At 68.5% G+C, this 21,210-nt stretch carries 16 protein-coding genes; 11 read left to right on the top strand and 5 right to left on the bottom strand.

Annotated elements, in window-relative coordinates:
- Positions 1–7 precede the first annotated feature (7 nt).
- Positions 8–1,018, top strand: a complete 1,011-nt coding sequence (locus ACLB90_RS09285; protein ID WP_411852646.1) for an OmpA family protein — start codon at positions 8–10, stop codon at positions 1,016–1,018.
- A 16-nt stretch (positions 1,019–1,034) separates the two neighbouring features.
- Here ACLB90_RS09285 and ACLB90_RS09280 read toward each other — a convergent pair whose 3' ends face one another.
- Positions 1,035–2,909 carry a diguanylate cyclase domain-containing protein gene (locus ACLB90_RS09280; RefSeq protein ID WP_411852645.1) on the bottom strand — a complete coding sequence of 625 codons (1,875 nt, stop codon included), beginning with the start codon at positions 2,907–2,909 and terminating at the stop codon, positions 1,035–1,037.
- 187 nt (positions 2,910–3,096) lie between these two features.
- Between ACLB90_RS09280 and ACLB90_RS09275 the strand changes: the two genes are divergently transcribed.
- Together ACLB90_RS09275 and ACLB90_RS09270 are read left to right on the top strand one after the other, a co-directional pair.
- Complete coding sequence (locus tag ACLB90_RS09275; RefSeq protein WP_411852644.1) at positions 3,097–4,458, top strand: sensor histidine kinase; 1,362 nt, start codon at positions 3,097–3,099, stop codon at positions 4,456–4,458.
- Positions 4,459–4,521: 63 nt separating this feature from the next.
- Positions 4,522–7,974 (top strand): NahK/ErcS family hybrid sensor histidine kinase/response regulator, encoded by a 3,453-nt coding sequence (locus ACLB90_RS09270; protein ID WP_411852643.1) that lies wholly within the window; start codon positions 4,522–4,524, stop codon positions 7,972–7,974.
- A 22-nt stretch (positions 7,975–7,996) separates the two neighbouring features.
- Here the strand turns inward: ACLB90_RS09270 and mntP are convergent, their stop codons facing one another.
- The 3 genes from mntP to acs form a co-directional block, all read right to left on the bottom strand.
- Positions 7,997–8,575: a manganese efflux pump MntP gene (mntP, locus tag ACLB90_RS09265; protein ID WP_411852642.1), complete on the bottom strand. Its 579-nt coding sequence runs from the start codon at positions 8,573–8,575 to the stop codon at positions 7,997–7,999.
- Between the two features lie 343 nt (positions 8,576–8,918).
- A complete protein-coding gene (locus ACLB90_RS09260; RefSeq protein ID WP_411852641.1) occupies positions 8,919–9,584 on the bottom strand; it encodes a response regulator in 666 nt (221 codons plus the stop codon).
- Positions 9,585–9,683: 99 nt separating this feature from the next.
- Complete coding sequence (acs, locus tag ACLB90_RS09255; RefSeq protein WP_411852640.1) at positions 9,684–11,627, bottom strand: acetate--CoA ligase; 1,944 nt, start codon at positions 11,625–11,627, stop codon at positions 9,684–9,686.
- Positions 11,628–11,953: 326 nt separating this feature from the next.
- Between acs and ACLB90_RS09250 the strand changes: the two genes are divergently transcribed.
- From ACLB90_RS09250 to xth, 4 genes are all read left to right on the top strand, one after another.
- On the top strand, positions 11,954–13,381 hold the full coding sequence (locus tag ACLB90_RS09250) for a DcaP family trimeric outer membrane transporter (protein ID WP_411852639.1): 1,428 nt from the start codon (positions 11,954–11,956) through the stop codon (positions 13,379–13,381).
- Between the two features lie 96 nt (positions 13,382–13,477).
- Positions 13,478–15,133 (top strand): MFS transporter, encoded by a 1,656-nt coding sequence (locus ACLB90_RS09245; protein ID WP_411852638.1) that lies wholly within the window; start codon positions 13,478–13,480, stop codon positions 15,131–15,133.
- Between the two features lie 113 nt (positions 15,134–15,246).
- Complete coding sequence (locus ACLB90_RS09240; protein WP_411852637.1) at positions 15,247–16,662, top strand: coniferyl aldehyde dehydrogenase; 1,416 nt, start codon at positions 15,247–15,249, stop codon at positions 16,660–16,662.
- Positions 16,663–16,789: 127 nt separating this feature from the next.
- Positions 16,790–17,557 carry an exodeoxyribonuclease III gene (gene xth, locus ACLB90_RS09235; protein WP_411852636.1) on the top strand — a complete coding sequence of 256 codons (768 nt, stop codon included), beginning with the start codon at positions 16,790–16,792 and terminating at the stop codon, positions 17,555–17,557.
- A gap of 76 nt (positions 17,558–17,633) precedes the next feature.
- Here the strand turns inward: xth and ACLB90_RS09230 are convergent, their stop codons facing one another.
- Positions 17,634–17,885 (bottom strand): GlsB/YeaQ/YmgE family stress response membrane protein, encoded by a 252-nt coding sequence (locus ACLB90_RS09230; protein WP_411852635.1) that lies wholly within the window; start codon positions 17,883–17,885, stop codon positions 17,634–17,636.
- 90 nt (positions 17,886–17,975) lie between these two features.
- Between ACLB90_RS09230 and ACLB90_RS09225 the strand changes: the two genes are divergently transcribed.
- The 4 genes from ACLB90_RS09225 (at position 17,976) to ACLB90_RS09210 (ending at position 21,206) form a co-directional block, all read left to right on the top strand.
- Positions 17,976–18,575 carry a 4'-phosphopantetheinyl transferase family protein gene (locus ACLB90_RS09225; protein WP_411852634.1) on the top strand — a complete coding sequence of 200 codons (600 nt, stop codon included), beginning with the start codon at positions 17,976–17,978 and terminating at the stop codon, positions 18,573–18,575.
- A 60-nt stretch (positions 18,576–18,635) separates the two neighbouring features.
- Complete coding sequence (gene rsmG / locus ACLB90_RS09220) at positions 18,636–19,274, top strand: 16S rRNA (guanine(527)-N(7))-methyltransferase RsmG (RefSeq protein ID WP_411852633.1); 639 nt, start codon at positions 18,636–18,638, stop codon at positions 19,272–19,274.
- 211 nt (positions 19,275–19,485) lie between these two features.
- The gene (locus ACLB90_RS09215; protein WP_411852632.1) at positions 19,486–20,283 is read left to right on the top strand and encodes a ParA family protein; all 798 of its coding nucleotides are present in this window, start codon (positions 19,486–19,488) and stop codon (positions 20,281–20,283) included.
- A complete protein-coding gene (locus tag ACLB90_RS09210; RefSeq protein ID WP_411852631.1) occupies positions 20,283–21,206 on the top strand; it encodes a ParB/RepB/Spo0J family partition protein in 924 nt (307 codons plus the stop codon). Before ACLB90_RS09215 ends, ACLB90_RS09210 begins: the two co-directional genes overlap by 1 nt.
- The last annotated feature ends 4 nt before the right edge of the window (positions 21,207–21,210 follow it).

The raw sequence follows: 21,210 nt of genomic DNA, 5'->3' as shown, positions 1-21,210 counted from the left end.
TGCCCTGATGACCACTCTTTTCCCGATGACCCGTGCCGTCCCCTCGCTGCTGGCCGCAGCCCTTCTGGCCGGCGTGGCCGCCCACGCCAGCGCGCAGCAGACGCAGCTGCTGCCGCAGCAGAAGCGCATCACCGACGACGCGATCCATGCCGACCACGAGGCCTACGAGGCGACCCAGGGCCGCATCCAGGCGCTCAACGACGGCGGGCGCCCGATCCGCGATTACCACCTGTCCAAGGCGCAGTGCTGGCTGGACGTGTCGTTCCACGAATACAGCCGCAACGACCGCAGTGCGTTCCCGCAGCAGGCGCTCACCGAGTCGGAGAAGCTGATCGTGGGCATGGAGCAGGGCGTCTCGCCGCTGCCCACCGACACCCCGCTGGTGAACAACGCCAAGTACCTGCGCGACGACCTGTGGCAGCGCCTGCGGGTGCTGCACGGTGCGCCGGGCTTCAGCTGCGCGCAGCAGCAGGTTGCCTGCGGCGAGGTTGAGCTGGTGCATGCCGGCAACGAGTTCAACCAGCAGCAGTGGCGCCATTCCAAGCCGTACATCCAGATCGCCGAGGAACTGGTCAACGAGGCCGAGGCACTGGCCCGCCAGTGCGGCGTCGGCCCGGCCATCGCCGCGGCACCGGGGCCGCTGGTGGCCAATGTGCTGTTCGAGTTCGACCGCGATGCGTACCGCGACATCCGCACCTACTCGCTGGAAAGCGTCGACCGCGCGCTGGCCCGCATCGCCGGGGAAGGGCTGCAGCTGCAGGGCATCACGCTGGTCGGTCACGCCGACCGCATGCAGGGCCGCGGCTTCGATGCCAACCAGTCCCTGTCCGAGCGGCGGGCACGCACCGTGCGCGAGCTGCTGATCGGCCGCGGCGTCGATCCGGCCCGCATCCGCTACGAGTACCGGGGCGATACCCAGCAGGTGCAGCAGTGCGATGGCGTGCGCCCGCGGGCCGCGCTGCTTGAATGCCTGCTGCCGAACCGGCGGGTCGAGGTGCGGTTCGAGGTGGCGCGCTGATCCGCGGGTGCGGCGCTCAGGTGCCGGTCTGCACGTCCTGATCGGCCGGTGCCCGGACGGGCTCCGGTCGCGGCGGAAGCCAGGCCATCGGCCGGCTTCCGGCCAGCGACACCCAGCCGCACGCCATCGCGCGGGCAGGGTCGTGCAGCAGGCTGTACAGATCGACGTCGCGGCCGGCGTTCTCGCCCCAGAGCATGGCCCAGGCATTGTGGCCGCTGCGACGGGCGCTCTGCAGTGCCCGGTCGGCCGCGCGCAGGCTGTCATCAAGCGCGTCCGGCGCATCGGTGAACAGCGGCAGTGGCGCGATGCCGATGCTGGCGGTCACGGTCAGGTGCTGGCCGGGGCCGATATCCACCACCAGCCGCTCGATCGCGGCGCGCAGGTGGCTGGCCAGCGCCTGTGCGGCCGGCGCCGCAGTATCGTGCCGGGTCACCAGGAAGGTGGCGCCGCTCCACCGCGCGATCCGGTCATGGCTGTCGCAGTGCTGGCCCAGGCATCGGGCCACCGCGCGCAGCACGGCATCGCCTGCCGCCTGGCCGTGGCGGTCGTTGAGGGCCTTGAACGCATCCAGCTCCACCAGCATCACCACGCTGCGCTGCTCGGCGCCGGCCTTGGCCCGGTCCGCGGCGAGCAGCTGCCCGGCTTCCCGCCGGTTGACCAGCCCGGTCACCATGTCGGTGCTGCTCAGCAGCGTGAGGCGGCGCCGCTGCCGGCGCATGCGCAGCACGATGAAGGTGGCGACGGCCACCACCACCAGCAGCGCCACCAGCGCGCTGTTGCGAAGAACGCGCACGCGGCCCAGGTCCTGCATCGCGTTGACTTCGGCCGGGTCGATGCTGCGTTCCGCGGTGGCCTGCAGCCGGGCGAGTTGATTGAGGGTGTCGCCCTTGCTGCGCGCGCGGTCGATATCGCGGGCCTGGCGCGCGTACTGCAACGCCAGGGCACGTTCGCCCAGCAGGGTGTGGATGTCGCTGAGCAGATCCAGGCCGGCGCGGACTTCATCGGTGAAGCGACCCCGCTCCGCCGCGTCCTGGGCCTGCTCTGCCAGCGGCAACGCGGCCTCGGCACCTGCCCGGTCGATGGTCAGCCGGGCCAGCCGCTGCAGGGTGACCACCTGGCCCTGCGGGTCCTGCAGGGCCTGCCAGGCAAGCACGCTGCGGAAGGTTGCCTCGGCCTCGGGCAACTGCCCGCGCAGGCGCTGGATCTCGGCGCGGTGACTGGCGATGCGGTGCAGGAACACGTCCTGGCCCCCCAGGCGGGCCCCGATGGCTTCGGCACGGCTGAACGCGGTGGAGGCTTCTTCATGCCGCTGCATCTGCAGCAGCGCAAAGCCGTAGTTGTAGTAGAGGAGCAGATCGCCCGGGTTGGGCGGCCGTCGCATGTGCTGGTTCAGCGCCGTGGCTTTCTGCAGATAGGTCAGCGCGCCCTGCGCGTCGCCCATCGCGTCGCCGCGGATCATGGCGATCTGCATCAATGCGCCGATCTGCCCCTGCACATCCCGCTGGCGGACGGCCTCTTCCAGGAAGTGGTTGGTCAGCTCCAGCGCCTGCGCATGATCGCCCCGCCACAGCAGCAGGTGTGCGGCCATCGACTGGGCGCGGAGCCGGTCTTCGGCATTCGCATCCGGGCGGGCGGCCGCCGCCTGCAGCCGACCCGGCAGATCCGCGGTCTGGTCAAGCTGGCCCTGCGATCGCAACGCCACGCCCAGGCACCCCAACGCGCCGATCTCGATCGAGGTCGGCAGCGTCGGCGAGGCGAGCAGCGCCTGCGCCATCTGCAGAGAGGTGCGTGGCGCGCTGGTCAGCAGGGCGTGGCACTGCTGGACCTGGGCAGCCAGTGGCGCGCTGTTGACCGGATGCTGTGCCAGCGCGCAGGGCGCAGCCAGTGACAACAGACACACGAGCGCGGACACACCGCGACGGACAGGTGACAACGTAGGCATAGGAGCAACGACTTCCCGGTCGAGTGCAGGCAGGCGGTGATGCGGCGCGTCCATGACGCTACTGCCGGCCCCCGCCGCCGCTACTATACCCTCCTTGCTGCCGGGCGCCGTCGCCCCGGCCTGGAGCCTGCCCCGCATGCCCACTTCCGCACCGTCTCCACGGTCCGGTTCGCGCCCCACTGCTGCGCCGCAGTCGCTGGGTCGCCATACCGAGACCATGCTGCGTGGCCTGCTGTGCATGGTGGGTCTGTTCCACCTGCTGATGGCCGGCTGGACCGCGCTGCGGATGGGGCTGGGCCTGGACCTGATGGTTCCGGTGATCGCCGGGCTGCATGCGCTGCTGTGCCTGCTGTGCCTGCTCGAGCAGCGTGCGGGACGGGCGCTGCGCGCGGCGGCCGCCTTCGTCTGCGGCCAGCTGATCCTGCTCACGGTGGCCTATGCGTATTGGGGGCTGGCGGCGCAGTTGCGGCTGCAACTGGTGCTGCTCATGCCGGTCATGCTGGTAGCGGCCGTGCTCGGGCGGCGCCCGCTGGCAGGGGTGACCGCCTGGGTGTGCGTGCTGATCGTGGTGGGGGCCTGGGTCGATGCATCGAGCCTGATGTTCCAGTCCGATCGGCTGCTGGCCGCCGTGAACGACCTGGCGGTCTGCGTGTTCGGCACCCTGCTGGCTGCCTGGCTGCTGCATCACAGCGTCACCGGGCTGCGTGAGAGCCTGCGGGTGGCACGGGAGCACGGCCGCGACCTGGCACGCAAGCGCGATCAGCTGCAACTGGAGATGCAGGAGAAGGAACGCTCGCGCGACCAGTTGGTACACGCGATGAAAATGGAGAACGTCGGCCGTCTTGCCAGCGGCATCGCGCACGACTTCAATCACCTGCTGGCGCTGATCCAGAGCTACATCGCCAAGGCGCGGCGCAGCCAGGGCGGCGAACTGCAGGCAGCGCTGCAGGGCGGCGACTCCGCGGTGCGGCGCGCGACCGCCGTCAGCAGGCGCCTGCTCGATTTCAGCCGGCTCGAAGACAGCCGCCCCCGGTTGCTGGATGTCGCCACGACCGTGGACGGCATGGCACCGATGCTGCAGCAGGTCTTCGACACCGCAGTGCAGTGCGAGGTGGACAGCGGACAGGTGCAGTGCCTGATCCATTTCGATCCGGCCCAGCTGGAGTCGATCCTGCTGAGCCTGGCGGTCAACGCCCACCAGGCCATGCCGGAGGGCGGGCGGTTCAGCGTGACCGTGGCGCAGCCCTCGCGCATCGACGAGGTGGTCCTGCGGGTCACCGACAGCGGCCACGGCATGAGCGAGGAGGTGCGTGCGCGGTGCCTGGAACCGTTCTTCACCACCAAGCCGATGGGGCAGGGCACCGGACTCGGGCTGGCCGTCACCGCCAGCCTGGTGCAGGCGGCGGGGGGCCAGATCCAGGTGGAGAGCGCCAAGGGGCACGGTACGCAGGTGAGCATCCGGCTGCCGACCCGCCCGCTGGCGGCCGCACAGGCCTGATCCGGGCCGCGAGGCGGGGCGTCCAGCCGCTACACTGCGGGCTGCTCTCGCGGAAACAACCCTGTGGTCTCCAGCTGGATCCTGCTGCTGGTCTCGGTGGCCTACGCCGCGCTGCTGTTCGGCGTGGCGTGGTGGGGCGACCGTCGGCCGATGTACCCGGACCGCCCGTGGCTGCGTCCGGTGGTCTACAGCCTGGCGCTGGCGGTGTACTGCTCGTCGTGGACGTTCTACGGCGCGGTCGGTACCGCCGTACGCAACGGCATCGGCTATCTGCCGATCTACCTGGGCCCGCTGCTGCTGTGGGTGTTCGGCTGGCGCATCATCGAGCGGCTGGCGCTGATCGCGCGCAGCCAGAACGTGGTCTCCATCGCCGACTTCATCTCGTCGCGGTTCGGTCGCTCGCGGCGCCTGGCCGCGCTGGTGGCGGTGATCGCGCTGATCGGCATCGTGCCGTACCTGGCGCTGCAGTACAAAGCCGTGGCGATGAGCCTGCAGGTACTTACCGGCAACGTCGGCCCGACCGGCTTCTTTACCGATCCGGCGCTGTACGTGGCCCTGCTGATGGCGCTGTTTGCCACCCTGTTCGGCACCCGCCAGGTGGATGCCACCGAGCACCACCACGGCATGATGCTGGCCATCGCGCTGGAGTCGATGATCAAGCTGATCGCGATGGTCGCGCTGGGCCTGTTCGCCTACCTGTGGCTCAACGACCGCACCGATGCGGTGATCAAGTCGGCGCACACGCTGTTCAGCGGCCTGCCGCCGGTGGGCTTCATCTCGCAGACGCTGCTGAGCTTCCTGGCGATCATCTGCCTGCCACGCCAGTTCCACGTGGCCGTGGTGGAGTGCGGCGACGTGCGCGACATCCGCCGCGCGCGCTGGATGTTCGGCGCCTACCTGGTGATCATCTCGGCGATGGTGATTCCAATCGCCACCGCCGGCGTGACCCTGTTCGGCACGGGCGGCAGCGTGGCCGACGACAGCATGGTGCTGGCCCTGCCGCTGGCCGAAGGCCGCAAGTTCCTGGCGCTGGTGGCCTACGTGGGCGGCTTCTCCGCCGCCACCGGCATGGTGATCGTGGCTTCGATCGCGCTGGCCACGATGGTCAGCAACGACCTGGTGATGCCGGTGCTGCTGCGTCGCAGTGGCGACCATCAGGAAGCGGCCGACGTGGCCTCGCGGGTGCTGTGGATCCGCCGCACCGCGATCCTGCTGCTGGCGCTGGTGGCCTACAGCTACTACCGCGGCAGCAGCAACGACAGCACCCTTGCGTCGTACGGGCTGATGGCGTTCGCTGCGGTAGCGCAGTTCGCCCCCGGGCTGATCGGCGGGCTGTACTGGCGCGGTGCCAGCCGCCGGGGTGTGGAGGTTGGCATGCTGCTGGGCTTCGGCACCTGGGCGTACACGCTGCTGCTGCCGGCGCTGACCCACGCCGGCTGGATGGAGGCCGCGTGGCTGGTGCAGGGCCCGTTCGGGATCGGCTGGCTGCAGCCGCAGCACCTGTTCGGCATGAGCGGCTGGGACCCGCTCACGCACGGTACGTTCTGGTCGTTGCTGGTCAACGTGGCGGCGATGGTGCTGGTGTCGGTGCGTTGGCGGCCCGGCGTGGACGAGCGCCTGCGCGCTGCGCCGTTCCTGGACCCGTACGCACAGCGACCCTCGGTGGCCGGTGCCTGGCCCGGCAACGTGCACGTCGGCGACCTGCTGGCGCTGGCCTCGCGGGTGGTGGGCGACCGTCATGCGCGCCGCTCGTTCTTCGAGCAGGCGCAGTCGATGGGCCGCGAGCTGCAGGCCTCCGCGCCGGCCGACCGCGCGTGGGTGCAGTTCACCGAGCGGCTGCTGGCCGCGTCGATCGGCGCGGCCTCGGCGCGCCTGCTGCTGACCAGCCTGCTGCGCGGCTCGGGCATGGACCTGGGCGAAGTGGTGGCGGTGCTCGACGAAGCGGGGCAGGAGCTGCGCTTCAACCGCGAGATCCTGTCCACCACGTTGGAGAACATCAGCGCCGGGGTCAGCGTGGTCGATCCGGACATGCGCCTGACCGCGTGGAACCGGCGCTACCAGCAGATGTTCGGCTACCCCGACGGCATGCTGTACGTGGGCCGCCCCGTGGCCGACCTGATCCGCTACAACGCCGAACGTGGCGAGCTGGGCGAGGGCGACATCGACGTGCAGATCAACCGCCGCATCGGCTACATGCGCGCCGGGTCACCGCATGTGTTCGAGCGCACCCGCAGCGATGGCAAAGTGATCGAAATGCGCGGCCAGGCGCTGCCCGGCGGTGGCTATGTCACCAGCTACAACGACATCACCGATTACAAACATGCCGAAAAGGCGCTGTTGGAGGCCAACGAGACGCTGGAACAGCGCGTGGCCGAGCGCTCGCACGAGGCCGAGGTGGCGCAGCAGTCCAAGACCCGGTTCCTGGCCGCCATCAGCCATGACGTGCTGCAGCCACTCAACGCCGCGCGGCTGTTCGCCTCGGCGCTGCGTGACAGCCACCAGAACAACGAGGAACAACGCCACCTGGCCGAGCGCGTGGACGCCTCGCTTCGCGCGGCCGAAGAGCTGCTTGACGGGTTGCTGGACGTGTCGCGGCTGGATGCCGGTGGCCTGCATCCGGTGATCGGCGATTTCGATGTGAGTCTGCTGATGCGCGAGCTGGCCGCGCAGTACTCGCCGGTGGCTGCCGGGCGCGGTCTGCGGCTGGATCTGTTCGCGCGGCCGGCGTGGGTGCGCAGCGACCGCCGGCTGCTGCGCCGGGTGCTGCAGAACTTCCTGGCCAACGCGCTGCGCTACACCCGGCAGGGCCGTATCGTGCTGGCGGTGCGTCAGCGTGGGCAGGAAGTGGAGCTGCAGGTGTGGGATACCGGCCCAGGCATTCCCGAACACCACATGCAGCAGATTTTCGATGAGTTCCACCGCTACCAGCAGCCATTCGACTGGGGCGAGCAGGGGTTGGGGCTGGGCCTGTCGATCTGCCAGCGCATCTCTCGCCTGCTCGACCACCGCCTCAATGCGCGCAGCCGGGTCGGCAGCGGCAGCATGTTCTCCATCCTGTTGCCGCGCGTGGACGCGCCGGACCTGCCGACATCCGTGACGGCGCTGCCGGTGGCCAGTCCGGCCACCCGTACCGACTCGCTGGCTGGCATGCGCGTGCTGTGCGTGGACAACGACCAGGAAATCCTGGATGGCATGCGCGCGCTGCTGGGGCGCTGGCAGGTGGAGGTGATCACCGCCAGTACCGTGGACCAGGCCCTGGAGAAGGTTGCCGAGCGGCCCGACGTGATGCTGGTGGACTACCACCTGCACGACCGCCTGGATGGGCTGGATACGCTGGTGGCGATGCGCGACAAGGCCGGCCGGGCGATTCCCGGCGCACTGCTGACCGCCGATGGCCGCGACGAGCTCAAGCGCATGGCGCGCGAACGGGGTTACCGGCTGCTGACCAAGCCGATCAAGCCGGCGTCGCTGCGTGCGTTCCTGGCGGCCTTCCACGACACCCGCGGCGATATGTAGCCGCGGGTGCGTCGGGCCTGGCTCAGGCGATGGCGCCGCTGAGGTGTTCGTACAGGATGGTGGCGCCGATGATGATCAGGATCAGGCCGCCGATGATCTCGGCGCGCTTGCCCACCATATTGCCCAGCACGCGGCCGAGCATGATGCCGGCCGTGACCATGCTGAAGGTGCACAGGCCGATGACCAGCGCCATCACGCCGATGTTCACGTCCAGGAACGCCAGGCCGATGCCGACTGCCATCGCGTCGATGCTGGTGGCGAAACCGGTCAGGGCCAGGCGCCAGAAGCCGTGGTGCTTGTCCGGGTCGTCCTCCGCGTCGTCGCTGTCCGGGCGGATGCCGTTGATGATCATGTGGACGCCCAGCGCACCGAGCAGACCGAACGCGATCCAGTGGTCGAACGCCTCCACGTACTGCAGCGCGGCGCGGCCGAGCAGCCAGCCGATGACCGGCGTGATGGCTTCGATGACGCCGAAGATGAGGCCGGCGCGCACGGCATCCGGGAAGCGGGGCTTGCGCATCGCCGCGCCCTTGCCGATCGCCGCAGCGAAGGCATCGGTGGACATGGCAAAGCCGATCAGCAGGATCGAAAGTGGAGACATGGGGGCATACACGGCAGGTCGGGCGATTGCGAGCAACGGACCGCGTTCGCGCCCAACCTGTCGTTGCGCACGCGGACCGCTGGTCTCGCCAACCAAGATGGCTGCCCGCACCACGGCGCACTGGCCGAGTATGTTGATACGGGCGTTTCCTATCGCAGGAAACAGGCTACTCCCCAAGGGGACGCGAAGCTTAGCACCGGCATCGGAAAATGGAGCACCCACCGCGAATTGCGCAGGCAGCGCTGGGTTTCATAGCTTCGGCTATACAGCCGAAGCGGGTAGAGCCGACCGGTAGATCCGACCGGTAGAGCCGACTGTTAGTCGGCTGCCCTCAACCCCCGCCTCAATCCTCTTCCGGAGGCAACACGATCTGCTCTTCATCAATGGCCAACTTGCCGGCCATCAACACCGCCTGGGTGCGGTTGGTGACACCCAGCTTGCGCAGGATCGCCGTGACATGCGCCTTGATCGTCGCCTCGGAAACATTGAGGTCGTAGGCGATCTGCTTGTTGAGACGGCCCACCCCGAGCATCTGCAGCACCCGGAACTGCTGCGGGGTGAGTTCACGCAGGCGCTGGCCGATCTCGCGCTCCTCACGCTCGGTGGGCGGCACGTTGTGCGCTTCCGGCGGCGCCCAGGTCTCGCCATCGAGGATGGTGCCAAGCGCGTGGCCGATGGTGTCCGAGTCGGCGGATTTGGGAATGAAGCCGAACGCGCCGTGGTCGAGCGCGCGACGCATCACCGTGGGTTCCTCGCGTGCGGACACCACCACCACCGGCAGCTGCGGGTGCAGGGCGCGCATGTGCACCAGCGCATTGAAACCCTGCGCGCCCGGCATGTTGAGGTCCATCAGGACCAGGTCGGCATCGGTGTGCTGGTCGGCAAGCAGGTACAGCGCTTCCACGCTGTCCGCTTCGTACAGCTGCACGCCGGGAATCACGCGTTGCACCGCGCCGCGAAGGGCTTCGCGGAACAGCGGGTGGTCATCGGCAATCAGCAGGGTGGTCATGGTGGGGCCATGTTGCGGAGGGGTAACGCGACGTAACGCAATGAGTGTATCGAGATGACAGCCCCCTGATTGAGAGGGCTGTCGTGCCGCGTGCGGCCCTTACTTCACCTTGCGTTCTTCCACCAGCGAGGCCACCACCGACGGATCGGCCAGGGTCGAGGTGTCACCAAGCTGGTCCGGTGCGTTCTCGGCGATCTTGCGCAGGATGCGGCGCATGATCTTGCCGGACCGCGTCTTCGGCAGACCCGGCGCCCATTGCAGGTGGTCGGGCGCGGCGATCGGCCCGATCTCCTTGCGCACCCAGGCCACCAGCTCCTTGTGCAGTTCCTCGCTGGGCGTCTCGTCGGCAATCAGGGTCACGTAGGCGTAGATGCCCTGGCCCTTGATGTCGTGCGGGAAGCCGACCACGGCTGCCTCGGCCACCTTCGGGTGCGAGACCAGCGCGCTCTCCACTTCGGCGGTGCCGATGCGGTGGCCGGACACGTTGATCACATCGTCCACGCGGCCGGTGATCCAGTAGTAGCCATCCTCGTCGCGGCGGCAGCCGTCGCCGGTGAAATAGCTGCCCGGGTAGGTGCGGAAGTAGGTGTCGATGAAACGCTGGTGGTCGCCGTAGACGCTGCGCATCTGGCCCGGCCAGGAATCGCGGATGATCAGATTGCCTTCGGTGGCGCCTTCCTGGATCTCGCCATCGGCGTTGACCAGCGCCGGCTGCACGCCGAAGAAGGGCAGCGTGGCCGAGCCGGGCTTGAGGTCGATCGCACCGGCCAGCGGCGAGATCAGGATGCCGCCGGTTTCGGTCTGCCACCAGGTATCCACGATCGGGCAGCGGCTGTCGCCGACGACCTCGTAGTACCAGCGCCACGCTTCCGGGTTGATCGGTTCGCCAACGCTGCCGAGCAGGCGCAGCGAGGCACGCGAGGTGCGCTTGACCGGTGCGTCGCCTTCGCGCATCAACGCGCGGATCGCGGTCGGTGCGGTGTAGAAGAGGGTGACCTGGTGCTTGTCGATCACCTCCCAGAAGCGCGAGGTGGTGGGGAAATTCGGCACGCCCTCGAACATCAGCGAAGTCGCGCCGTTGGCCAGTGGCCCGTACACGATGTAGCTGTGGCCGGTGACCCAGCCAACGTCGGCGGTGCACCAGTAGATGTCGTCTTCGCGCAGGTCGAACACCGCTTCATGGGTGTAGGCCGCATACAGCAGGTAGCCGCCGGTGGTGTGCAGCACGCCCTTCGGCTTGCCGGTGGAGCCGGAGGTGTAGAGGATGAACAGCGGGTCCTCGGCGTTCATCCGTTCCGGTTCGCAGGTGGCCGGCTGCGGGTCCACCACATCATGGAACCAGCGGTCGCGCGGCGCCTGCATGTCCACCGCACCGCCGGTGTGGCGCACCACCAGCACCGTTTCCACGGTGGTGGTGCCGGGCAGCTTCAGTGCGGCATCGACGTTGGCTTTCAGCGGGATCTTCTTGCCGCCGCGCAGGCCTTCGTCGGCGGTGATGATCAGCTTGCTGCCGCAGTCGATCACGCGGTCGGCGATGGAATTGGCCGCGAAGCCGCCGAACACCACCGAGTGGATCGCGCCGATGCGTGCGCAGGCCAGCATGGCCACGGCGGCATCAACGATCATCGGCAGGTAGATGGTGACCCGGTCGCCCTTCTTGACGCCCAGGTTGCGCAGGGCATTGCCGAGGCGGCAGGTGCGCTCGTACAGCTCGCGGTAGGTCACGCCCTGGGCCGGCGCATCCGGGCTGTCCGGTTCGAACAGCAGCGCGACCTTGTCGCCGCGCGTGGCCAGCTGCCGGTCCAGGCAGTTGACGCTGGCGTTGAGTTCGCCGTCCTCGAACCACTTGATGCGGAAGTCGTCGAGCTGGTAACTGACGTTCTTGATCGTCGACGGCGTGGTGTACCAGTCCAGGCGCTCTGCGGCCTTGCCCCAGAACGCGTCGGGATTCTCCACCGACTCGCGGTAGAGCTGCTGGTAGGTGTTCTTGTCAATGCGCGCCTTGGCGGAGAAATCCGCCTTGACGGGGTAAATATCGGCCATGGCACCCTCACTTGCACTAGGACTTGGGTTGTGCGATCGCAGCATAACCCGCGATTCATCCCCCTCAGTTTGCCGCATCCATCCGCCTCCGCGTTATCGGAGTGGTTAGACCTTCGTCGTACCGGGGGGGGCCGCGTATCGACCGCCACCCGGTAGCCACACAGCTGCCTGCGGCACCTGCTGCCCGGCGCCGCTGTCCAGGTACCCACGCCGGTGGCGCAGGTACGACCAATGGCTAATACCGGGGTGCGTCAGGCTGACGCACGCTCGGCTCGACCGTGACCCCACACGCGGCGATCACTTTGCCACCCGGGAGAGAGGGCAACATGAGTACCCGTATGTTGAAGACCATGCGCACGCCGTTGGCGACCTGCCTGCTGGTCGCATTGGTGGCGCCTGGCATGGCGTTTGCCGAAACCGCCAAAGAGAAGCAGCTGGAAGCCCGCGTCGCCGAGCTGGAACGCCAGGTGCAGCTGCTGCTGTCCACCTCGCAGCAGCAACAGACCCAGATCAGCCAGGCGCAGACCGATGTCACCGCGGTCCGCACCCTGCAGGCCCAGCAGCCGGGCACGGCCACCGTGCCGGCAGGCAAGCAGCCGATCCAGGTCACCACCATCACCCCGGGCGCCGCGCCGGGCACCACGGTCAAGATCGGTGGCTTCATCAAGGCCGATTTCCTGGCCACGCAGACCGGCGATGGCCAGCTTGCCGACGATGCCACCGGCCGCGCGCTGTACCTGCCGGGCCAGACCCCGGTGGCCGGTGCCGGCGGCAGCGGCGAGCGGTCGGACGTGGACTTCAATGCCCACGCCAAGTTCTCGCGCTTCAACCTGGGCATCGACAACGTGTCGGACAAGGGCAACAAGTCCGGTGCGTTCTTCGAGATGGACTTCTTCGGCAACTCGCTGGGCAACCAGACCGCGACCAATACCTACGGTGTGACCCTGCGCCACGCGTATATGTATTGGAACAACTGGATGGCCGGCCAGACCTGGTCCAACTTCATGGACGCGGCATCGCTGCCGGAAGCCGTCGACTTCGTCGGCCCCACCGACGGTGTGCTGTTCGTGCGCCAGGCACAGATCCGCTACACCCAGGGCGGCTTCAGCGTTGCGCTGGAAAACCCGGAAACCACCGTGCTCACCGGCACCCGCAACCCGGTCACCGGCGCGTGGACCAACGTGGCCAGCAACAGCGACCGTGGTTCGCTGCCGGACCTGACCCTGCGCTACGGCTGGAAGGGCGACTGGGGCACCTTCGGCGTGGGCGGCATCGTGCGTCAGCTCAAGGTCGACAACCAGGCCACCCGCGCCGACGCCGACAAGATCGGTGGCGGCCTGACGCTGGGCGGCAAGTGGGTGATGGGTGACAGCGACACCCTGCACTACCAGCTCAGCGGCGGCGAAGGCATCGCCCGCTATGTGGGCCTCGGCGTGACCGCCGATACCGCCTACGACATCGCCCGTGACGAGCTCGACCCGACCGGCGTGCTCGCCGGCTACGTGGGCTGGCGGCACGCCTTCACCCCCAAGCTGCGCACCAACCTGATCTACGCGCGCAGCGACTACGACAACAGCGGCACGCTCGGTCCGCTGGTGACCAAGAGCGTGCAGAGCATCCGCGGCAACGTGTTCTACACGCCGATGCCCAAGGTCGATATCGGCGCCGAATACATGTACGGCGTGCGCGAAATCGAGGACGGCCGCAAGGGTGACATCAACCGGCTGCAGTTCACCACCAAATACAGTTTTTAACGGCGTGCCGACCCACGGTCGGCGCTACCGGATGACAACACGAACGCCGGCACACAGTCGGCGCTACCAATGATTGCTTCGGAGGGGAAGCGTCCCATGTCAACAACACCTGTACCTGCAAAAGCTGCACTTACCCAGGGCCACAAGAAGGTCATCTTCGCGTCCAGCCTTGGCACCGTCTTCGAGTGGTACGACTTCTTCCTGTACGGTTCGCTTGCCGCGATCATCGCCAAGCAGTTCTTCAGCGGCGTCAATGAAACCACCGGCATGATCTTCGCGCTGCTGGCCTTCGCCGCCGGCTTCTTCGTGCGTCCGTTCGGCGCGGCGTTCTTCGGCAGCCTCGGCGACCGCATCGGCCGCAAGTACACCTTCCTGGTCACGATCCTGATCATGGGCATCTCGACCTTCCTGGTCGGCGTACTGCCCAACTATGCCTCGATCGGCTTTGCCGCCCCGGTGATCCTGATCGTCCTGCGCCTGGCCCAGGGCCTGGCAATGGGTGGCGAGTACGGTGGCGCGGCGACCTATGTCGCCGAACACGCACCGGCCGACAAGCGCGGCCTGTACACCAGCTTCATCCAGTGCACCGCCACGCTGGGCCTGTTCATGTCGCTGCTGATCATCCTGGCCTGCCGCTACTTCCTGGGCAACGAGGCGTTCGAAGCGTGGGGCTGGCGCATTCCGTTCCTGGTGTCGATCGTGCTGCTGGGCATCTCGGTGTGGATCCGCCTGCAGCTCAGCGAATCGCCGCTGTTCCAGCAGATGAAGGCCGAAGGCAAGGGCTCCAAGACCCCGTTCCGCGACAGCCTCAAGGGCGGCAACCTGAAGCTGATGCTGCTGGTGCTGCTCGGCGCCGCTGCCGGCCAGGCCGTGGTCTGGTACGGCGGTCAGTTCTACGCCCTGTTCTTCCTGAGCAGCATGCTCAAGGTGGAAGCCACCACGTCCTACCTGCTGATCGCCGCGGCGCTGGCACTGGGTACGCCGTTCTTCATCTTCTTCGGCTGGCTGTCCGATCGTATCGGCCGCAAGAAGATCATCCTGGCCGGCTGCCTGCTGGCCGCCGTCACCTACATCCCGGTGTTCAAGGGCCTGACCCACTTCGCCAACCCGGCCGTGGAAGAAGCCCGCGCAACGTCGCCGGCGCTGGTGGTGGCCGATCCGAACACCTGCTCGTTCCAGTTCGATCCGGTTGCGGTGCGCAAGTTCACCAGCTCCTGCGACATCGCCACCGCCGCGCTGACCAAGGCCGGTGTGCCGTATGAAGTGCAGCCGGCGGCTGCCGGCTCGCTGGCGGCGATCAACGTGGGCAGCGCCAGCGTCACCTCCTACGAGGCCGCCGGCCTGACCAAGGAAGACGGCAAGGCCAAGGCCGATGCGTTCGGTGCCGAACTGAAGACCGCACTGACCTCGGCCGGCTACCCGGCCAAGGCGGACAACGCCCGCATCAACATCCCCGGCACCATCCTGATGCTGTGGATCCTGGTGCTCTACGTGACGATGGTCTACGGCCCGATCGCTGCCTACCTGGTCGAGTTGTTCCCGACCCGCATCCGCTACACCTCCATGTCGCTGCCGTACCACATCGGCAACGGCTGGTTCGGTGGCTTCCTGCCGGCGATTTCGTTCGCGCTGGTGGCCGGTACCGGCAACCTGTACTACGGCCTGTGGTACCCGATCATCATCGCGCTGATGACGGTCGTGGTGGGCGGGTTGTTCCTGAAGGAAACCCGCGGCGTGGACATCACCAAGTAACGGTGGACCACACGGCATGACCAAGGGGCCGCGATGCGAATCGCGGCCCTTTTCGTTCCCGGCCGCCCCCGGCAGCGCCCCGCCATCACGCAGCCTGCCGCTATAGTCGCCGCATGAGTGATGCCCACACCGATCCCGCCGCACTCCCGGCGCTCCTGCATGCCCTGCGCAGCGCCTGGCAGGCCAACCGCCCGTCGCTGGACCAGCGCCGCGACGACCTGCAGCGCCTGCGTGCGGCCCTGAAGGCCCGGCTGCCGCAGATGGCCGAGGCGATCTCGGCCGACTTCGGCCACCGCTCCACGCATGAGTCGCTGATCGCCGATGGCATGACCGTCCTCGGCGAGATCGATCACCTGCTCACGCACCTGCGCCGCTGGGCGGCCCCACGCCGGGTCGGCGTGGGCTGGCGCTTCTGGCCGGCGCGCGCGCAGCTCCGTGCGGTGCCGTTGGGCGTGGTCGGCGTGATCGCGCCGTGGAACTACCCGGTCAACCTGGCGCTGATTCCGCTGGCCACCGCGATCGCGGCCGGCAACCACGTGATCCTCAAGCCTTCCGAGCACACCCCGCGCACCAGCGCCTTCCTGCACGCCCTGCTGGCCGCCGTCTTCCCGCCGCAGCGGGTGACCGTGGTGCAGGGCGATGGCGAACTGGCCAGCGCACTGGCGGGTTCGCCGCTGGACCACCTGGTGTTCACCGGTTCAACCGCGATCGGCCGCAAGGTGATGGCCGCCGCCGCGCGGCACCTCACCCCGTTGACGCTGGAGCTGGGCGGCAAGTCGCCGGCGATCGTGTGCAGCGACTACCCGCTGGACAAGGCCGCCGCGCGCCTGGCCACCGGCAAGTGGTTCAATGCCGGCCAGACCTGCATCGCGCCGGACTACATCCTGATCGACGGCCGCCGCCAGCGCGAGCTGGTGCAGCAGCTGCAGACCCAGGTGCGCGCGCGCTACGGCGATTTCAGTGACGCCGGCGACTACACCCGGATCATCCATGACGGGCAGTACCAGCGGCTGCGCGGCTATCTCGACCAGGCCCGCGCACGCGGCGTGCCGGTGATCGAACTGGCCAGCGTCGACCCGGCACGGGCCGAGCGTGAGCGCCTGATCGTGCCGACCATCGTGCTCGATCCGCCGGCCGACCTGGACCTGATGCAGGAGGAGATCTTCGGCCCGATCCTGCCGGTGTGCGCCTATCCGGACCTGGATGCCGCGCTGGCCGAGGTGCAGGCGCGCGACCGGCCGCTGGCGCTGTACGTCTTCAGCCAGGAGCGTGACACGGTGGAGCGCGTGCTTGGCCAGATCGTGGCGGGTGGCGTCACCGTCAATGACACCCTGCTGCACTTCGCCATCAACGGCCTGCCGTTCGGTGGCGTCGGCCCCAGCGGCATGGGCGCCTACCACGCCCGCGCCGGGTTCGATGCGATGAGCAAGCAGCTGCCGATCCTGTGGCAGTCGCGCTGGGCGGCCAGTGATCTGCTCAAGCCGCCGTATTCGAAGATCGCGGGGTTGTTGAAGCTGCTCGTGAGGTAGTGCCGGCCGCTGGCCGGCTCCACGCGGACGCCGGACACGTTCATGAGGAGCCGGCCAGCGGCCGGCCCTACGGTCCAATGGCGCATCCGGAGCCACCCATTGCCCACCCCCGGGTAGAATGACCCCCATGAAAATCGCCTCCTGGAACGTCAACTCGCTCAACGTGCGCCTGCCGCACCTGGAACAATGGCTCACCGCGTTCGCACCGGACGTGGTCGGCATCCAGGAAACCAAGATGGAGGACCACAAGTTCCCCGACGCGGTGCTGGCCGGGCTGGGCTACCGCAGCGTGTTTGCGGGGCAGAAGACCTACAACGGCGTCGCGCTGCTCTCGCGCGAACCGGCGCAGGACGTGCAGATCGGCATTCCCGGCTTCGAGGATGAGCAGAAGCGCGCCATCGCCGGTACCGTCAACGGCGTGCGGATCATCAATCTGTACGTGGTCAACGGCCAGGACGTGGGCACCGACAAGTACGCCTACAAGCTGCGCTGGCTCGAGGCGGTGCACGCCTGGGTGGCCGCCGAGCTGCAGCGGTACCCCGAGCTGGTGGTGATGGGCGACTTCAACATCGCCCCCGATGCGCGCGACGTGCACGACCCGCTGGTGTGGAACGAGAACCACATCCTCACCTCCACCGCCGAGCGTGGCGCGTTGACCAAGCTGCTGCAGCTGGGCCTGCACGACGCATTCCGCCTGCACAGCGAGGAGGAGGGGGTGTTCAGCTGGTGGGATTACCGGGCGGCGGGCTTCCGCCGCAACCTTGGCCTGCGCATCGACCTGACCCTGGTGTCCGACGCGCTGAAGGCGCGCGCCACCGCCTCGGGCATCGACCGCGAGCCGCGCACCTGGGACCGCCCCAGCGACCATGCGCCGGCGTGGGTGCAGCTGGGCTGACACAGACAAGGCCCGGCGGGTGCCGGGCCTTGTCTACAAGGAGTACCCACCAACGGTGGGTACCTGCCCCGCGAGGTTATCGAACGCTGCGGCGGGTGAAGAGATTCACGATGGCCAGCAGGATCACCGCGCCGATCAACGAGAACAGGAACGTACGGATCGTGATCGCATCGTTGATGCCGCCGCCGAACAGGAAACCGGCGATCAGCGCGCCAATGATGCCGACCACGATGTTGAGGATGATGCCCTGCTGTGCATCGCGTCGCATGATGATGCTGGCGAGCCAGCCCACGATGCCACCCACGATCAACCAGATGATGATGCCCATAGCCTTGACTCCCGGGGTGCGTGAACGACCGGCTCAGTTGACGGCAAGCCCCGTGAAATCGTCGTGCAGCCCTGCTCACCGGGCGTGCGCATGACCACGCCCGACCCGTTGCCCGGCCCCTGGCGGTTCGGTCCGGTGACCGTGTGGTGCCTGCCGCACGTGCCCGGCACCCGTGGCGAGCCGCAGGCCCGGGTGCTGTTGGCCGAACGGTTGGGCGGCCTGCCGGACCAGCTGCCGTTGCAGCGCGATGCGCGCGGCCGCCCCGAACTGCATGGGCCGCTGGGCCACCTGGGCACCGGCTGGAGCCACAGCCACGGTCTGCTGCTGGTCGCGCTGGGGGAGGGTGTACGCCTGGGCGTGGACCTGGAACCGCTGCGCCCGCGCCCGCGCATGCGCGAGATCATCGAGCGCTTCTTCCACCCGGCCGAGGTGGCCTGGCTGCTGGGCCTGGAGGAAGAGGCCCGCGGGCCGTGGTTCTTCCGCGTGTGGTGCGCCAAGGAAGCCATCCTCAAGGCGCAGGGGCAGGGCATCTCCTTCGGCCTGCACCGGTTGCAGCTGGCGCCCGACGCCGGCGGCGCCCTGCACCTGGCCTGGTGCGACCCCGAACTTGGCGACGCCGCGCGCTGGCACCTGTACGAGTGGGACGCCGCCGCCGATTTCCGCGCGGCGCTGGCCTTCCACGCCCTGTGAGCCCCGCGGGGGCGCGGGCCAACGCGGTCGCCCGTGCCGTCGACCTGCGATAATCCCCGCATGACCGAACATACCCTTCCGGCCGGCGTGGCCGATGCGCTCGCGCGCGGCCTGGCCGCAATGGACCTGGATGCCGCCCTGGCGCCGCCCCTGCTGACCTACCTGACCCTGCTCGACCGCTGGAACCGCACCTACAACCTGACCGCCATCCGCGACCCGCTGGAGATGGTCACCCGCCATCTGCTCGACTCGCTGGCGATGCAGCCGCACCTGGAACGCGGCACCCTGGCCGACCTTGGCACCGGTCCCGGGCTGCCCGGCATCCCCCTGGCCATCGCGCGGCCGCAGCTGCAGGTGACCCTGGTCGAAAGCAACGGCAAGAAGGCCCGCTTCATGCGCGAAGCGGTACGCCAGCTCGGCCTGGGCAACGCCCGCGTCGCCGAGTCGCGCGCCGAAGCCCTGGCCGAACCCGGTGCCTATGACGCGCTGACCGCCCGCGCGATGGACACCCTGGCCGGCATCATCGCCGTCGGCGGCCACCTGCTGCGCCCCGGCGGCCGCCTGCTGGCCATGAAAGGCGTGTATCCGCATGAGGAAATCGCCCAGTTGCCGGCCGGCTGGGCGGTCGAACAGGTGCTGCCGCTGCACGTCCCGGGCCTGACCGGCGAGCGCCATCTGGTGGTTGTCACCGGTCCCTGAGCCTGCCGGTGCAGGATCGACACGGTGGCCCGCCGCGCGCGGGTCCACCGGCGCCAGCGCCCGCCCCCGTTACCGCTCGGGCCTTCCGCAGGTGCGTCGAACGCGCGCAGCGGGACCTTCGGGCGCCCGGCGTCGCGCATCTCACAGTGCATGACACGCCCCATATACGCATAATGACCAGTCCCACTCCCTGCCGATGAGGCTCACCCGCATGGCCCGCATCATCGCCATCGCCAACCAGAAAGGTGGCGTCGGCAAGACCACGACCGCCGTCAATCTGGCCGCCTCCCTGGCTGCTGCACCCAAGCGCGTGCTCCTGGTCGACCTCGATTCCCAGGGCAATGCGACCATGGGCAGCGGCGTGGACAAGCGTGAACTCGCCGCGTCCACCTGCGACCTGCTGCTGGGCGAAGCCACCGCCGTCGAAGTCCGGGTCACCACGCCGGAAGGCTTCGACCTGCTGCCTGGCAACATCGACCTGACCGCCGCCGAGATCCAGCTGATGGACCAGGGCGAGCGCGAGCAGCGCCTCAAGCGCGCGCTGGCCCCGGTCCGGGACGAATACGACTACATCCTGATCGACTGCCCGCCGGCGCTGTCGCTGCTGACCTTGAACGCCCTGGCCGCCGCCGACTCGGTGATCGTGCCGATGCAGTGCGAGTACTACGCGCTGGAAGGCCTGAGCGCGCTGGTGGAAACCATTGAAGCGCTGCGCGCCAACCTCAACCCGGCGCTGGAGATCGAGGGCGTGCTGCGCACCATGTTCGACGTGCGCAACAACCTGGCCAACGCGGTGTCGGCCGAGTTGACCGAGCACTTCGGCGACCGCGTGTTCCGCACCATCGTGCCGCGCAACGTGCGCCTGGCCGAAGCGCCCAGCCACGGCCAGAGCATCGTCGGTTACGACCGTGCCTCGCGCGGCGGCGTCGCCTATCTCGGCCTGGCCGGCGAGATCATCCGCCGCCACCAACAACGCAATAAGGCCGACAAGGCCCTGGAGACCGCCTGATGAGCACCAAGCCCGCCCTCGGCAAGAAACGCGGCCTCGGCCGTGGCCTCGACGCCCTGCTGGGCCCGAAGGGGGCGGTGACGCAGGTGCAGGCAGCCGCAGTGGTCGAACCGCAACCCGGTGAGATCCTGCGCAAGCTGCCGGTGGGGCAGCTGCAGCCTGGCAAGTACCAGCCGCGCCGCGACATGGACGAAACCAAGCTGGGTGAACTGGCCGACTCGATCCGTTCGCAGGGCGTGATCCAGCCGATCCTGGTGCGCCAGCTCGGCGCCGACAGCTTCGAGATCGTCGCCGGCGAACGCCGCTGGCGCGCCTCGCAGCTGGCCGGGCTGGACGAAGTGCCGGTGGTGGTGCGCGAGCTGGAAGACCGCACCGTCATCGCGATGGCGCTGATCGAGAACATCCAGCGCGAAGACCTCAACCCGCTCGAAGAAGCCGAAGCGCTGCAGCGGCTGATCACCGAATTCGCCCTGACCCATGCCGAAGCGGCGCAGGCCGTGGGCCGCTCGCGCGCTGCAGTGTCCAACCTGCTGCGTCTGCTTGAGCTGCCGATTGCCATCCGCCTGCTGCTGGAAACCCGCCGACTGGAAATGGGCCACGCCCGCGCGCTGCTCACGCTGGCGCCGGAACTGGCCAGCAAGCTGGCCCAGGAAGCGGCCGATGAAGGCTGGTCGGTGCGCGAAGTGGAACACCGCGCGCAGCAGTTCGCCGCCGGCAAGGTGCCCGGCGCGCTGCGCAAGAAGCCCGCCGCGAGCGCGCCGCAGGCTGACATCGCGTCGCTGGAAACCGAACTGTCCGAGTCGCTGGGCGCGCGCGTGGCGATCAACCACGGCCGCGGCGGCAAGGGCAAGCTGATCATCCATTACACCGACCTGGACACGCTGGACGGCGTGCTCGAACGACTCCGCGTACAGAAGGGCTGAGTCC

This window comes from Stenotrophomonas sp. LGBM10 (genome assembly GCF_046736075.1).
Classification (GTDB): domain Bacteria; phylum Pseudomonadota; class Gammaproteobacteria; order Xanthomonadales; family Xanthomonadaceae; genus Stenotrophomonas.
This window is presented reverse-complemented; position numbering and strand designations above follow the sequence as displayed.

Bases quoted from the DNA above. Each gene is read 5' to 3' on its own strand.
- ACLB90_RS09285 (WP_411852646.1), top strand. From the start codon at position 8: ATGACCACTCTTTTCCCGATGACCCGTGCCGTCCCCTCGCTGCTGGCC.
- ACLB90_RS09275 (WP_411852644.1), top strand. From the start codon at position 3,097: ATGCCCACTTCCGCACCGTCTCCACGGTCCGGTTCGCGCCCCACTGCT.
- mntP (WP_411852642.1), bottom strand. From the start codon at position 8,575: ATGTCTCCACTTTCGATCCTGCTGATCGGCTTTGCCATGTCCACCGAT.
- ACLB90_RS09260 (WP_411852641.1), bottom strand. From the start codon at position 9,584: ATGACCACCCTGCTGATTGCCGATGACCACCCGCTGTTCCGCGAAGCC.
- acs (WP_411852640.1), bottom strand. From the start codon at position 11,627: ATGGCCGATATTTACCCCGTCAAGGCGGATTTCTCCGCCAAGGCGCGC.
- ACLB90_RS09250 (WP_411852639.1), top strand. From the start codon at position 11,954: ATGAGTACCCGTATGTTGAAGACCATGCGCACGCCGTTGGCGACCTGC.
- ACLB90_RS09245 (WP_411852638.1), top strand. From the start codon at position 13,478: ATGTCAACAACACCTGTACCTGCAAAAGCTGCACTTACCCAGGGCCAC.
- ACLB90_RS09240 (WP_411852637.1), top strand. From the start codon at position 15,247: ATGAGTGATGCCCACACCGATCCCGCCGCACTCCCGGCGCTCCTGCAT.
- xth (WP_411852636.1), top strand. From the start codon at position 16,790: ATGAAAATCGCCTCCTGGAACGTCAACTCGCTCAACGTGCGCCTGCCG.
- ACLB90_RS09230 (WP_411852635.1), bottom strand. From the start codon at position 17,885: ATGGGCATCATCATCTGGTTGATCGTGGGTGGCATCGTGGGCTGGCTC.
- ACLB90_RS09225 (WP_411852634.1), top strand. From the start codon at position 17,976: ATGACCACGCCCGACCCGTTGCCCGGCCCCTGGCGGTTCGGTCCGGTG.
- rsmG (WP_411852633.1), top strand. From the start codon at position 18,636: ATGACCGAACATACCCTTCCGGCCGGCGTGGCCGATGCGCTCGCGCGC.
- ACLB90_RS09215 (WP_411852632.1), top strand. From the start codon at position 19,486: ATGGCCCGCATCATCGCCATCGCCAACCAGAAAGGTGGCGTCGGCAAG.
- ACLB90_RS09210 (WP_411852631.1), top strand. From the start codon at position 20,283: ATGAGCACCAAGCCCGCCCTCGGCAAGAAACGCGGCCTCGGCCGTGGC.